Consider the following 12,556-nt stretch of genomic DNA (forward strand, 5'->3'; position numbering starts at 1 on the left):
CGCATCTGCCCACGAACACAGGACTACATCGCCCGCCGACGAGCCGAAGGCCGTACAGACCGCGAAATCCGCCGATCGCTCAAGCGCTACGTCACTCGCGAGCTCTTCCGTGCACTGAACGCCCCCAACGGACTTGACAACACATAGAAGCGTCCCTGGGGTGCTCGCCGCCCCCAGACCCCTGGCAGGTCTCTGGGATGAGGTGAGGCCGCAGCGCTGCGGTTCGTTCGGGGACAGTGTCCTCTTCCCATCGACCTCCACGAGGGCTATCAGATCGAGTCAAGGGGGCAGGCGCCAGTCACCCTCCCGGAGGCCTCGGAGGTGCCCCCTTGACACGATCTGATCAGGGCTGCGCCAGGTCGACGGGAAGAGGACACAGCCCCTCCCTTGCGGTGGAGACCACCCGCCGACGAAGTGGGCGGGGCAGACCACACATGACCTGCCCCGCCGAGCTACCCAGCTCTAGCCGTTCTTCCCGTCACGTCCCCGTTGCCGAGCAGCCAGAGCCACCGGGCCGATCGTCCGGCGAGCCTCATTCACCGCGGTTTCCAGAAGCGCCAACGTCGCTTCCACTCGCGCCAGCTCTTCCGCTGGACTGCCGAGCACGTCCCACTGGCCCGTGACCATCCGGAGCGACCAGACGTGCGACACCGCCTCGGCCACGATCGCGCCGCCAACAGCGATCACCGCGTGATCACCAGGTAGGAAGTCGCAGTCTTGCAAGGTGGGAACCGGTTCGCCGCCAGGCCACGTCAGGCCGTCTCCAGGCCGTCCAAAGGTCGGAAACTGTCCGAACACGTCGGCACTCCTCAGCACTGTTCGTGCTGGTCAGAGCACATTCACGGGCATTCGCCCACGTCCCGCCAGGCCCCCGATATAAAGGGCACCTTCAGGCAACTGAGTCGCCCCTGAAGGTGCCCTTCACCTGATCGGGTCAGCAGCAGCGGGAGCCGGGGGTGGCGTCCTGGCGGTCGACGTGGCGGCGCCAGAACTCCCGCTCGCCGAGCGGTTCTTCGCCAGGGTGGTTGCGGCGGTGGTGGTCGAGGTAGCGCTCGTAGGCGTTCTCGCCGACCACGCCGCGCACGATCTGCCAGGCCGTGCGGGCCGTGCCGCGCAGCCTGGTCACGATCGTCGGCGTCATGTGCTCGCTCCGGCCTTCTCCGCTTCCAGCTCCTGCTGGATGCGGCGTTCCTCGGCCGTCGGGATCAGACCGGACGGGGCCCACAGCTCCGACTTGACGTACGGGGCCTCGGTGGTGGGCAGCAGTTCGGTCGCGCGCAGCGCCTTGATCCAGACGCGGACCGCGTCCACCAGCACGATCACGATCAGCACCGCGAACAGGATGCTCAGCACCCCGTCCACCGTCGAGTTCACGACGACCTTCTGCATCTCCTCGACGGTGTGCGCCGTGCCCTTGCTGGTCTCCCCGGCGTCCAGGGCCGCCTGGTAGGCCGCGCGCTGCGCGAAGAAGCCGATCTTCGGGTCGGCGGAGAAGATCTTCTGCCAGCTCGCGGTCAACGTGACCGCCACGTCCCAGGCCAGCGGGACCAGCGTGACCCACGCGTACTTCGCCCGCCCCGACTTGATCAGCAGGGTGGTGGCCACCGCCAGCGCCACCGCCGCGAGCAGCTGGTTGGCGATGCCGAACAGCGGGAACAGCTGGTTGATGCCACCCAGCGGGTCGTTCACGCCGGCCCACAGGAAGTAGCCCCAGGCGCCGACGATCACCGCGCTGGCGATCCAGTTGCCCGGCCGCCAGCTCACGTCGCCGAAGCGCTTCCAGACGTTGCCCACGGTGTCCTGCAGCATGAACCGGCCGACTCGGGTGCCGGCGTCCACAGTGGTCAGGATGAACAGCGCCTCGAACATCACCGCGAAGTGGTACCAGAACGCCTTCATCGAGTCCCCGCCGATGACCTGCGAGAACACCTCGGACAACCCGACGGCGAGGGTCGGTGCGCCGCCGCTGCGGCCGACCAGCGTCTCCTCGTCCACCGCGGTCGCGGCCGCCGCCAGCTGCTCGGGGGTGATCTGGAAGCCCAGCCCGGCCACCGCCTGCGAAGCCGACTCCAGCGTCTCGCCGAGCGCGTTGGCGGGCATGTTCATCGCGAAGTACAGGCCCGGGTCGATGATGCAGGCCGCGGCCAGCGCCATGATCGCCACGAACGACTCCGTGAGCATGGCGCCGTAGCCGATGATCCGGACCTGCGACTCCTTCTCCAGCATCTTCGGCGTGGTGCCCGAGGACACCAGCGCGTGGAAGCCGGACAGCGCACCGCAGGCAATCGTGATGAACACGAACGGGAACAGCGAACCGGTGAACACCGGGCCCTGGCCGTTGAGCGCGAAGTCGGTGACCGCCTCGGTCTTCATCGCCGGCAGCGCGATCAGGATCGACACCGCCAGCATCGCCACGACGCCGACCTTCATGAACGTGCTCAGGTAGTCGCGCGGCGCCAGCAGCATCCACACCGGCAGCACCGAGGCGATGAAGCCGTAGATGATCAGCGCGAAGGTCAGCTCGTTGCCGGAGAGGGTGAAGAACCCGGCCAGCGCCGAGTCGGCCACCCAGCTGCCCGCGACGATGCTCAGCAGCAGCAGGGCGACGCCGATGATCGAGGTCTCGACGATCTTGCCCGGCCGCAGGTAGCGCAGGTAGAAGCCCATGAACAGGGCGATCGGGATGGTCATGCCGATGGAGAAGGTGCCCCACGGGGAGCCCTTCAGCGCGCCGACCACGACCAGCGCCAGCACCGCCAGCAGGATGATCATGATGGCGAGCACCGCGATCAGCGCCGCGACACCGCCCACCGGTCCGATCTCCTCGCGGGCCATCTGCCCGAGGCTGCGGCCGTTGCGGCGGGTGGAGAAGAACAGCACCACCATGTCCTGCACGGCACCGGCGAAGATGACGCCGACGATGATCCAGACGGTGCCCGGCAGGTAACCCATCTGCGCTGCCAGCACCGGGCCGACCAGCGGGCCCGCTCCGGCGATCGCGGCGAAGTGGTGGCCGAACAGCACCCGGCGGTCGGTGGGCTGGAAGTCGGCGCCGTCGTTCAGCCGCTCGGCCGGGGTCGCGCGGGTGTCGTCGGCCTTGAGCACCTTGTAGGTGAGGAACCGGGCGTAGAAGCGGTAACCGATCGCGTACGAGGCCAGGGCCGCGAAGACCAGCCAGGCCGCGGAGATCTCCTCGCCCCGGCCGAGCGCGATGATGCCCCAGGCGACCGCACCGACGATCGCCACCACCACCCAGATGGCGATCTCCTTGGGAGTCATCCTGCGTTTCCGAGCTGTGCCACCGCTCGGCGCCGTGTTCGTTGCCACCGTCCTCGGACTCCATTCCTGCGGTTTCGCCCCGCGAGTGAAAGGTGCGCAGCACGAACGAGGATCTGCGCGCGAGTGCGGAATGTCCAGTCCGTGGCCCGGAAGTAACCAGGATGTAAGCGACGCCTTGTCACTGCGGGGTGGGAGTGCGGCCGGCGGCGTCGGCGTTGATCCATCCGGGTCGGTGACCTGCGGGAAAACGCCACGAGATGATCTTCGACGGTTCCATCGGTAAACTCCGCCGCCGTTGGGGTGCAGCCGAGTCGGTAACAAGTGGGAACCCGGCCGCAACCATGGAGGGGGTCTTGCGCGTCGTGCAGAGATGTGACGGTGTCGATCGCATTGCCCGTGACCGCCTGGCCGGGCGACGGGCTGGCGGCAATGGATGAACTGACGAGCAAGCTGACCGATCTGTACCAGCAGCATTACAAGCAACTGCTGCGCATCGCTGTTCTGCTGGTGGACGACCGGGCCTCCGCGGAGGACATCGTCCAGGACGCCTACGTGCGGGTGTTCGACTCGCGAACGAGGTTGCGCGACCCCGACAAGGCGCTGGCGTTCCTGCGGCAGGCGGTGCTCAACCGCGCGCGCTCGATGCTGCGGCGGCGGCTGGTCGCCAAGAAGTACCAGCCCAAGATCGCGACCGAGGACCGGCAGCCGGACGACACCGGACGAGGTGTCGACCGCGCGGTGCTGGCCGCGGCGCTGGCGAAGCTCCCGCGCCGACAGCGGGAGGCCGTGGTGCTGCGCTACTACTCCGACCTCAGCGAGTCCCGCACCGCCGAAGTGATGGGATGCAGCCAGGGAGCGGTGAAGTCGTACTGCTCGCGGGGCGTTTCACGACTGTCCGAGCTGTTGGGGGAGCGGGTGTGAACGACGGCAACAGCACGCGGGACGTGGATTTGGTGCGCGCGCAGCTGCACCGGTTGGTCGACGACGTCGAGCCCAAGCCCGACGCGCTGCCCAAGATGCTCGCCAGCGCGCGGCGACGGCAGACATCCCCCAGACGTCCGTGGTTCGCGGCGATCGGCCTGGTGGCCACGGCGGCGGTGGTGCTCCTCGTGGCGGTGTTGGTCCTAACGGGTCAGCAGACCACGCAGGTCAGCGCGCACCCGAACAGCTACCTGGCGGTGCCGGAGCCCGGCGTGATCGCCTCGTTCGACATCTTCTCCGGTCGGCAGAACGGCGTGCTCTCCGACGACGTCGCCGGGGTGGATCCGGCGGTGCTGGCCACCGACCGGAACCGGGTGCTCGCGGCGATGTCCACTGAGGACGGCAAGCGGCTCGTCGAAGTGGTCCCGGGCGGCGAGCAGCGGGTGCTGCCGGTGCGGATCGGCGACGTACGGCTGCTGACCGCCGGTGGCGGGAAGATCGCCTACCGGGACGGTGACGCCGTCGTCGTGCTGCGCGGTCAGCAGCAGCAACGCATCGCGCTGCCCGCCGGAATGCGGGTGGACGACCTCGCGCTGTCCGACGACGGTCGGCTGGCCCTGCTGGCCGCCGAACCGGGCCGCGACCAGGCCGGTGTCCTGGTGCTCGCACCCGAGGCGACCTCGCTGGACGGGCACGTCGAAGCGGTGACCGACGGCTGCGGCCCGGTGGCGATCGCCTGGACGGGGCACGACCTCGCCGCGCTGGAGTCGCCGACCTGCGACGCCGGACAGGCTCGGGTGGCCACCTTCGACGCCAACGGCCGCAAGCTCGGCGCCGGAGTGCCGTTCCAGGCCCCGGAGCTGGCCGCGGGTACTGCCCGGTTGTCCGCCGATCCGCTGGGTCGGTTCCTGGTCTCCACCAGCGGTCACGGGCAGTGGCTGGTGGACGGTTCCGAGGTGCGTCCGATCCCACCGGCGTGCAGTGCCGACGGGGCCTGTGTCGACGGACCGGGCACGTTCTGGAGCTGATCACGCTCCGCGATCCGGACACGCCCCTGTTCTGATCAATACCCGGTCGCCCGATCATCGCTGACCGACCATCGGTTCCGCCGCCGACACCGACGACAGGGGTGGATGTGCAAGCGCGACAAGAGGAACTGGCGCGGTTGTACCGAGCAGCGCTGGACCGCCCCCGGTGGCAGCAGGTGCTCGCGTTCGCCGTGTCGCTTTGGGCACTGGTCTGGATCCTCGGCCAGTTCGTCCTCGCGGAGGAGAGCCCGAGCGCGCTGGAGGTCCTCGGCCACTTCGTCACGCGACTGGGCATGACCACCGGTGAGTGGGCCGAGCGCCTGTCGGCGGCGTGGCAGAGCGGTGGCGGCGCGCTCGCGGTGCTCGGCGGTCTGTTGTGGGCGGCGACCACCGAGCGCGGCCAGGTGCCCGCGCTGCTCGGCTGGGTCGCGGTGATGATCGGTGCGGAACGCCTCGGCTACCAGCCCGCGGTGTTGCTGGCCGTGGCGACGATGGTCTGCTTTGTGGTCGTGCTGTGGGTGGCGGCGCTGACCGGCGGACGGTTCGTCGACCGGCACGTGGTGCTGCTTCCCCGCGACGTCGTGCGCGCGGGGGTCACGGCGGCGGCGCTGTCCGCTGTGGTGCCGCTGTTCGCCCCGGCCTTCTTCCTCAACCGGCTGGGCAGCCCATACGTTACGAAACCCCCGCGCCGTCTCTTCCCCGACTCCCGCATCCCCGAGCAGGCAACGCCCGCAGAAGCCGCAGAAGCCCGCGAACCGGAGCTCAAGGGCGGGGAGTGAGGCGCAGGCCGCGCTCGGCCAAGGCGCGCAGACCCACGTCCTCCGGGGTGGAATCGCGGTGCCGCCAGATGGTTTGCACGATTCGGACTTCGTTCCCGCTCTGCTGCACGACCTGCGCGGCGTCGTCGAAGCTCTCCGGTCCGCCCGGCCAACCCCGGCCCTCGGCCACCAGGTCGGTGACCCCGCCGGTGCCGGGTTCGTCGGCCAGCGCCCGGAGTTCGCCCGCAGCCTGCTCGTCCGGCAGCTCGACGATGGCAACCGACATCGCGGCCGGTCGGCCGGACACCTCGGTGTCGAACACCGCGCGGGTCAGGTTCCGGCAGGGCTGCTGCTCGAACCATTGCTGGACGTCGCCGAAGGCGTGCGGGGCGCAGGTCTGCTCTCGATCGGTCACCCGCTGCGCGAACTCCACGCCGTCGACCCGCTGGACCGCTGCGGCGGGCTGCGGCGGCTCGGCGGCCGAGCCGCCGACCACCAACCACGCGATCAGCGTGCCGCACAGCACGACCAGCACCGACGCGGCCGCGATCAGCCCGGTGCGCCGGGAGATCCGGCGCGCGGCCGACGGTTCGGTGAGCTTCGGGATCAGCATCGTGTCCGCCGTGGCCAGATCGATCACCGGCGATTCCGGGAAGCCCTCCTCGACGAGCTCGTCGGGGCTGATCGGACTGTTCCCGGCGAGCACCTGCAGCAACTGCTGAGCTGGTTCGACCGGGCAGGACCGCTCGTAGTTGGCCAGCTCACGGGCGGCAGCGAGGATCGCGGTGGTGTTCGGCGAGACCACCCGGACGCCGCGGTGCAGGTCGGTGGTCGGCTGGGTGACCTGCCCGGCGTACGGGCCGACGACCACGACGGCGGCGACCGGCAGCGGTTCCAGCCCGCGGGACTGCAAGCTGCGCGCCAACGCCGCGGCGGACTCGAGACCTTCCAACCCGGGGTTGACCGCGCCTTCCGCGCGAACCAGCGGCCAACCGTCCACAGTCCACGGTGTCTGCAGCGGGGCTTCGACCTTCAGCGCCGGTTCGGCCAGATCCACCCCGAGCACCACGACGATGCCGCGCGGCAGCACTATCACCGCATCCAGCGGACGGGGAGCGCCCGGCGGTCGGGCGCCGAACACGGCGGCACCGCCCAGAACCGAGCTGCCAGCACCCCACGCGGAGATGGCCGCCCGGATGTCGGCGCCGACCTCGGTCGGATCCGCACCGAGCCGCACATGTCGCATGAGGAACTCCCATCCCGCAGTCCGGCGAGCGCGCACCTGTTCGCGTCCCAGACGTTAGTCGGGTGATCCAGTGGGTGTCGCGGAGATTCAAGATTCGTCCAATCGAGTGGTATCCGCCACGTGGTCGACGTTGCTCCGGTGCTGCCACCGAGCGCTGCCGGAACTCGAGGAGACCGCCGGGATCTGCGGTTACGCCTGATCGGAGCAGCGTGCGCCGGTCGGACGCCCGCGACTCGAACCGCCGTGGGGCTCAGCTGAATGCGGTGTTCTGGTGGCGCGGCGCACGACGGGCGTTGCAGAATGGCGCCGCAATCTGGTGATCGTCGGGTTCGCGAGGTCGTAGGGGAAGACGTCCCTCGTCGAACAGCGGAGGTCAGCAGTGAGCACCCGTGGCAGCGACCGTAACCACACCGCTGGTGTGGTCTACGTCCACTCGTCGCCGTCTGCGGTCTGCCCGCATGTCGAGTGGGCGATCTCTGGCGCACTCGGCATGCGGACGGAACTCCGCTGGACGGCACAACCGGCAGCCCCAGGGCAACTCCGCGCGGAGTGCAACTGGACAGGTGAGCCGGGTACTGGCGCGCACTTGGTGACCGCGCTGCGAGCGTGGCCGATGCTGCGCTTCGAAATCACCGAAGATCCCAGTCCCGGGATGGACGGGCAGCGCTTCTGCCACGCCCCCGGACTGGGCCTGTGGCGTGCCAGCACGAGCGCCAACGGCGACATCGTGGTCAGCGAGGACCAGCTGCGCACCCTCGCGGCCAACGTCAAGGGGTCGGAAGCGTTCGCGCACCGCGTGGAGCAGCTGCTGGGCGCGGCGTGGGACGACGCGCTCGAACCGTTCCGCCGAGCTGGAGACGGCGCCCCGGTCACCTGGCTGCACCGCGTCGGCTGAGCACCGATCCGATCGGAACCGGTCTCGGCCCTGATCGGGTTGTGCGAAGCTTGTGGTCGTGCGCTCTTGGGTGAAGTGGGGTCTTCCTGTCTCGGTTCTCGCGCTGCTGGCCGGTGCCGGTGGCGGGGTGGTGCTCGCCGAGACGTACTACCGCGAGTCGGCGCAGCTGCAAGCGGACCAGCCGGCGGATGCTGAGGTCCAGTCGGTCGAGAGTCCGGAGGGCGTGGTCTACACGCCGGGCGCGCTCGAGCACCCCGATCAGCGGGAGGTCCAGCGGTTGCTGGACGCCCACTTCCGGTCGATCAACACCCGCAACTACGACCTGTGGAAGTCCACAGTGGTCCGGAGCAAGTGGGACGAGCTGCCCAAGGCCAAGTGGATCAGCGCCTACGGCACCACCGATGACCTCGACATCGTCGTGCACCGGATCGACCCCGGTCCGGACGGATCGCTGCTGGCGCTGCTGACCTTCAAGAGCTACCAGGCGCCCGACGCCGCGCCGCCGGACATGCCGGTGGGGTGCTTGGACTGGAACCTGGTGTACCCGATGGTCGTCGACGACTCGGGGCAGTCACTGCGCCTGGACACCAGCAAGTTGCCCAACAGCGCCCTGCGCGAGCCCTGCGACGGGTGACTCGCGCCGGCGGTACTCCTGCGGGCTGGTGCCGAACCGCTTTCACCGGTGTCTGGAACCCGCTCACCTGAGCACCGGGAACCACAGTTTCAATTGAAACTGTGATCCCCAGGCACGGAGATCCACAGTTTCAATTGAAACTGCAGAAACTCGAGGCCTGCCGTGGAAAGCAGAAGGCGGGCTGAGCAGTGCTCAGCCCGCCTCGTCGAGTCTGCGTCAGGCCTTGGTGAAGGCGAGGGCCACGTTGTGCCCGCCGAAGCCGAAGGCGTTGTTGATCGCAGCGGTCTGCTCCACGTGCCGCGGCTTGTCGGCGACCACGTCCACCTCGACCTTCGGGTCGAGCTTCTCGAGGTTCCGAGTAGCCGGGATGACACCGCTCTGCAGCGAGAGGATCGTCGCGATGCTCTCCACCGCGCCGGCGCCGCCGACCAGGTGGCCGAGGGAGCCCTTCGGCGCAGTCACCACAGCGCCCTCGCCGATGGCGTTGCGCACCGAGTTGGCCTCGCCGATGTCGCCGACCACGGTCGACGTCGCGTGCGCGTTGACGTGCCCGATGTCCGACGGCTCCAGGCCGCCGGTGTTCATCGCCTTGCGCATCGCCGCGATCTGGCCGCGACCGTCCGGCGGGCTGCCGGTGATGTGGTAGGCGTCGGAGGTGATGCCCACACCCGCCAACCGGGCGTAGATCCGCGCGCCGCGCGCCTTGGCGTGCTCCGCGCTCTCCAGGACGACCACTCCGGCGCCCTCGCCCATCACGAACCCGTCGCGGTCGACGTCGAACGGGCGGGAAGCCCGGTCCGGGTCGTCGTTGCGGGTGCTCAGGGTCCGGGCCTGGGCGAACCCGGCGATGGTGACCGGGTGGATGCAGGACTCCGCGCCACCGGCGACCACCACGTCGGCGTGCCCCTGCTGGATCATGTCGAAGCCCTTGGCCAGGCCTTCGGCGCCCGAGGCGCAGGCCGACGCGGGGGAGTGCACCCCGGCGCGGGCCCGCAGGTCCAGGCTGACCATCGCGGCCGGACCGTTGGGCATCAGCATCGGGACGGTCAGCGGCGAGACCTTCCGCAGCCCGTGCTCCTCCAGCAGGTCGTCCTGCTGCAGCAGCGTCAGCGGGCCGCCGATGCCGGTGCCCAGCGCCACCCCGAGCCGATCCGGGTCGACCGACTCGGACTCGTCGGTGGGTCGCTCGAAACCGGCGTCCGCCCACGCTTCGCGGGCGGCGATGATGGCGATCGCCTCGCAGCGGTCCATCCGTCGCAGCTGCACGCGCGGCAGGACGTCAGCCGGCTCCACCGCCAGCGGCGCGCCGATCTTGGCGGGCAGCTCGAAGCGGTCGAGCCACTCCTCCTCGAGGCGCTTGATGCCGGTCGCGCCGGTCAGCAACCCGTCCCAAGTGGACGCGACGTCGCCGCCCAGCGGCGTCGTCGCGCCCAGCCCGGTGATGACGACTTCGGTCGTCATGCGTTCTTGGCGATGTAGTCCACCGCATCACCGACGGTCTTGAGGTTGGCCAGCTCGTCGTCCGGGATCTTCACACCGAACTTGTCCTCGGCCTGCACGGCGATCTCGACCATGGACAGCGAGTCGATGTCCAGGTCGTCGACGAAGGACTTGTCGACGGACACGTCAGCGGCGTCGACACCGGCGACCTCTTCGACGATGCCGGCCAGACCCTTGGTGATTTCCTCGTTGGACACGGATGTTTCCTTCCTGGTACTTGCGTTCCTCACCGCCGACCTGCGGCCCGCGGCAGCTGGGTGTCAGGGGCAGACGGCGACCTGGGCGGAGTACGACAGCCCGGCCCCGAAGCCCACGAGCAGCATCACGTCCCCGCTGGAGATCTCCCCAGCACCCCGCATGTGGTCGATGGCCAGCGGGATGGACGCGGACGACGTGTTGCCCGAGTAGACGATGTCACGCGCGAGCACGAGGTCTTCACGCGCACCCTGGCTCTGCAGCTTCTTGGCGATGGCCTCCACGATCCGCAGGTTCGCCTGGTGTGGCACCAGGACGTCCACATCGGACAGCTGCAGACCAGCGGCTTCGACCGCACGAGCCGCGACCGGAGCGATCTGGGTGGTCGCCCACCGGAAGACCGCCTGGCCTTCCTGGTAGATGTACTTGTTGTCGCGCAGGTAGATGGTGTCGACCAGGTCACCGGCGGTGCCCAGCGTGCTGGGGCCGATCTCGGGCTCGTCGGACGGACCGACCACGGTCGCACCCGCGCCGTCGGCGAAGATGATGCAGTTCACGCGGTCCTCCCAGTCGATCCACTCCTGGAACCGCTCGGCACCGATCACCAGCACGTTCCGGGCAGAACCGGCGCGAACCGCGTCCGAGGCGACGGACAGCGCGTAGACGAACCCGGCGCAGGCGACGTTGACGTCGAAGGCACCCGGGGCCTTGATGCCGATCTGGTCGGCGACCTGGGCCGCGGCGTTGGGAATGCCGCCTGGCATGGTGCAGGTCGCCACGATCACCTGGTCGATGTCGGCGGGAGTCAGACCTGCGTCGGCGACGGCCTTGGAACCGGACTCGACGGCCATGTTCACCACGGTCTGGTTCTCGTCGCCGAGGCGGCGGTGGATGATCCCGACGCGCTGGCGGATCCACTCGTCGTTGGTGTCGACCAGCTTGGCGATGTCGTGGTTGGTGACGATCCTGTTGCCCTGGGCGCTGCCGAAGCCGAGCAGGCGGGTGCCCGCCGGGGTGGCGTTCTGGGCGATGCGGGGCTTGGTCACTCGTCGCTCCCGAGCAGTTCGGCGACCTTGTCCAGGTCGGCGGGGGTCTTCAGAGCGACGGTCTTGACGCCCTTGAGTTCGCGGCGCACCAGGCCGCTGAGGGTGCCTGCGGGCGGGAGCTCCACGACGGCCTGGACACCTTGCTCGGCCAGCGTCGCCATGCAGCTGTCCCAGCGGACCGGGCTCGTCACCTGGGAGACCAGGCGGCGCACGATCTCGGCCGCGTCGGTGACGACCGCGCCGTCGGCGTTGGACAGCAGCGGCAGCGCAGCGCCGTTCGCGCTGACCTGCTCGGCGTGCTTGGCCAGGGTGTCCTGCGCGGGCGCCATGAAGCGGGTGTGGAAAGCACCGGCGACCGGCAGCGGCCGGACGCGGGCCCCAGCGGGCGGTTCGGCGGCGAGCTGCTCGAGCGCGGGCAGACGTCCGGCGGCCACGATCTGACCTGCGCCGTTGCGGTTGGCCGGGTCCAGGCCGAGGTGCTCCAGGTGGGTCACCACGTCGTCGGCTTCGCCACCGAGCACCGCGGACATGCCGGTCGGCTCCAGCGCGCACGCCGCAGCCATCTCCCGGCCGCGGACTGCGGCCAGCGCCACCGCGTCATCGGAGCTAAGCGCACCGGCGACCGCTGCGGCGGCCAGCTCGCCGACGGAGTGCCCGGCGACCGGGGTGCCCTCCGGCACGGTTACGCGGCGGCGCAGCTCCTCGGCGGCGATCAGCGACAGCGCCACCACCAGCGGCTGGGTGACCGCGGTGTCCTTGATCTCCTCGGCCTCCGCAGTGGTGCCGAGTCGGATCAGGTCCAGGCCGGTCAGCTCGGACCAGCTGCCGAGGCGCTCGGCGACACCGTCCAGCTCTAGCCACGGGTTGAACATCCCTGGGGTCTGGGACCCCTGTCCAGGGGCAAGAAGCGCGATCACCCTTGCTACTGAACACGCCGCGGTGCGATCGGAGTGATGCCGGGACGGACGAAGTCCTGACCGCAAAGTTGTGGGGTGTCTACAAGCGGCGAACGCGCCCGGCCCGATGGGTAGGTGAATCGTTGTCGGCCGTGTCC

Annotated in this window: 13 protein-coding genes; 5 read left to right on the forward strand and 8 right to left on the reverse strand. The window is 69.6% G+C overall.

The features are described from left to right. Nucleotides 1-462: 462 nt before the first annotated feature. The 3 genes from ACWCO2_RS15685 to ACWCO2_RS15695 form a co-directional block, all read right to left on the reverse strand. The gene (locus tag ACWCO2_RS15685; RefSeq protein WP_450128430.1) at nucleotides 463-687 is read right to left on the reverse strand and encodes a hypothetical protein; all 225 of its coding nucleotides are present in this window, start codon (nucleotides 685-687) and stop codon (nucleotides 463-465) included. 247 nt (nucleotides 688-934) lie between these two features. Then, complete coding sequence (locus tag ACWCO2_RS15690) at nucleotides 935-1,141, reverse strand: YbdD/YjiX family protein (protein WP_450128431.1); 207 nt, start codon at nucleotides 1,139-1,141, stop codon at nucleotides 935-937. Continuing rightward, nucleotides 1,138-3,279: a carbon starvation CstA family protein gene (locus ACWCO2_RS15695; RefSeq protein ID WP_450128432.1), complete on the reverse strand. Its 2,142-nt coding sequence runs from the start codon at nucleotides 3,277-3,279 to the stop codon at nucleotides 1,138-1,140. The genes ACWCO2_RS15690 and ACWCO2_RS15695 overlap by 4 nt, the downstream gene beginning before the upstream one ends. A 378-nt stretch (nucleotides 3,280-3,657) precedes the next feature. On the opposite strand from ACWCO2_RS15695, the gene ACWCO2_RS15700 reads away from it, so the two are divergent. The 3 genes from ACWCO2_RS15700 to ACWCO2_RS15710 all read left to right on the forward strand — a co-directional run bounded on the left by ACWCO2_RS15700 (nucleotide 3,658) and on the right by ACWCO2_RS15710 (nucleotide 6,007). Next, nucleotides 3,658-4,200: a SigE family RNA polymerase sigma factor gene (locus ACWCO2_RS15700; RefSeq protein WP_450128433.1), complete on the forward strand. Its 543-nt coding sequence runs from the start codon at nucleotides 3,658-3,660 to the stop codon at nucleotides 4,198-4,200. Further along, nucleotides 4,197-5,228 carry a hypothetical protein gene (locus ACWCO2_RS15705; protein ID WP_450128434.1) on the forward strand — a complete coding sequence of 344 codons (1,032 nt, stop codon included), beginning with the start codon at nucleotides 4,197-4,199 and terminating at the stop codon, nucleotides 5,226-5,228. The genes ACWCO2_RS15700 and ACWCO2_RS15705 overlap by 4 nt, the downstream gene beginning before the upstream one ends. Nucleotides 5,229-5,335: 107 nt before the next feature. Next, complete coding sequence (locus tag ACWCO2_RS15710; protein WP_450128435.1) at nucleotides 5,336-6,007, forward strand: hypothetical protein; 672 nt, start codon at nucleotides 5,336-5,338, stop codon at nucleotides 6,005-6,007. On the opposite strand, the gene ACWCO2_RS15715 is transcribed toward ACWCO2_RS15710, so the two are convergent. Further along, nucleotides 5,991-7,232 carry a hypothetical protein gene (locus ACWCO2_RS15715; RefSeq protein ID WP_450128436.1) on the reverse strand — a complete coding sequence of 414 codons (1,242 nt, stop codon included), beginning with the start codon at nucleotides 7,230-7,232 and terminating at the stop codon, nucleotides 5,991-5,993. The two genes, ACWCO2_RS15710 and ACWCO2_RS15715, sit on opposite strands and share 17 nt — an antisense overlap. A gap of 379 nt (nucleotides 7,233-7,611) precedes the next feature. Between ACWCO2_RS15715 and ACWCO2_RS15720 the strand changes: the two genes are divergently transcribed. Continuing rightward, nucleotides 7,612-8,127 carry a DUF3145 domain-containing protein gene (locus tag ACWCO2_RS15720; RefSeq protein ID WP_450128437.1) on the forward strand — a complete coding sequence of 172 codons (516 nt, stop codon included), beginning with the start codon at nucleotides 7,612-7,614 and terminating at the stop codon, nucleotides 8,125-8,127. A 58-nt stretch (nucleotides 8,128-8,185) separates the two neighbouring features. Further along, on the forward strand, nucleotides 8,186-8,761 hold the full coding sequence (locus ACWCO2_RS15725; RefSeq protein ID WP_450128438.1) for a hypothetical protein: 576 nt from the start codon (nucleotides 8,186-8,188) through the stop codon (nucleotides 8,759-8,761). Nucleotides 8,762-8,977: 216 nt separating this feature from the next. Here ACWCO2_RS15725 and ACWCO2_RS15730 read toward each other — a convergent pair whose 3' ends face one another. The 4 genes from ACWCO2_RS15730 to ACWCO2_RS15745 all read right to left on the reverse strand — a co-directional run bounded on the left by ACWCO2_RS15730 (nucleotide 8,978) and on the right by ACWCO2_RS15745 (nucleotide 12,419). Beyond that, a complete protein-coding gene (locus tag ACWCO2_RS15730) occupies nucleotides 8,978-10,222 on the reverse strand; it encodes a beta-ketoacyl-[acyl-carrier-protein] synthase family protein (RefSeq protein ID WP_450128439.1) in 1,245 nt (414 codons plus the stop codon). Then, nucleotides 10,219-10,458, reverse strand: a complete 240-nt coding sequence (locus tag ACWCO2_RS15735) for an acyl carrier protein (protein ID WP_270952537.1) — start codon at nucleotides 10,456-10,458, stop codon at nucleotides 10,219-10,221. Before ACWCO2_RS15735 ends, ACWCO2_RS15730 begins: the two co-directional genes overlap by 4 nt. A 63-nt stretch (nucleotides 10,459-10,521) precedes the next feature. Next, nucleotides 10,522-11,502, reverse strand: coding sequence for a beta-ketoacyl-ACP synthase III (locus ACWCO2_RS15740; protein ID WP_450128440.1), 981 nt, complete (start codon nucleotides 11,500-11,502; stop codon nucleotides 10,522-10,524). Further along, nucleotides 11,499-12,419, reverse strand: coding sequence for an ACP S-malonyltransferase (locus ACWCO2_RS15745; RefSeq protein WP_450128441.1), 921 nt, complete (start codon nucleotides 12,417-12,419; stop codon nucleotides 11,499-11,501). The genes ACWCO2_RS15740 and ACWCO2_RS15745 overlap by 4 nt, the downstream gene beginning before the upstream one ends. Nucleotides 12,420-12,556 lie beyond the last annotated feature (137 nt).

Source organism: Saccharopolyspora sp. NPDC002376 (assembly GCF_053593195.1).

Coding starts and splice junctions, on each gene's coding strand:
- ACWCO2_RS15690 (WP_450128431.1), bottom strand. CDS start 1,141: ATGACGCCGACGATCGTGACCAGGCTGCGCGGCACGGCCCGCACGGCC.
- ACWCO2_RS15695 (WP_450128432.1), bottom strand. CDS start 3,279: ATGACTCCCAAGGAGATCGCCATCTGGGTGGTGGTGGCGATCGTCGGT.
- ACWCO2_RS15715 (WP_450128436.1), bottom strand. CDS start 7,232: ATGCGACATGTGCGGCTCGGTGCGGATCCGACCGAGGTCGGCGCCGAC.
- ACWCO2_RS15730 (WP_450128439.1), bottom strand. CDS start 10,222: ATGACGACCGAAGTCGTCATCACCGGGCTGGGCGCGACGACGCCGCTG.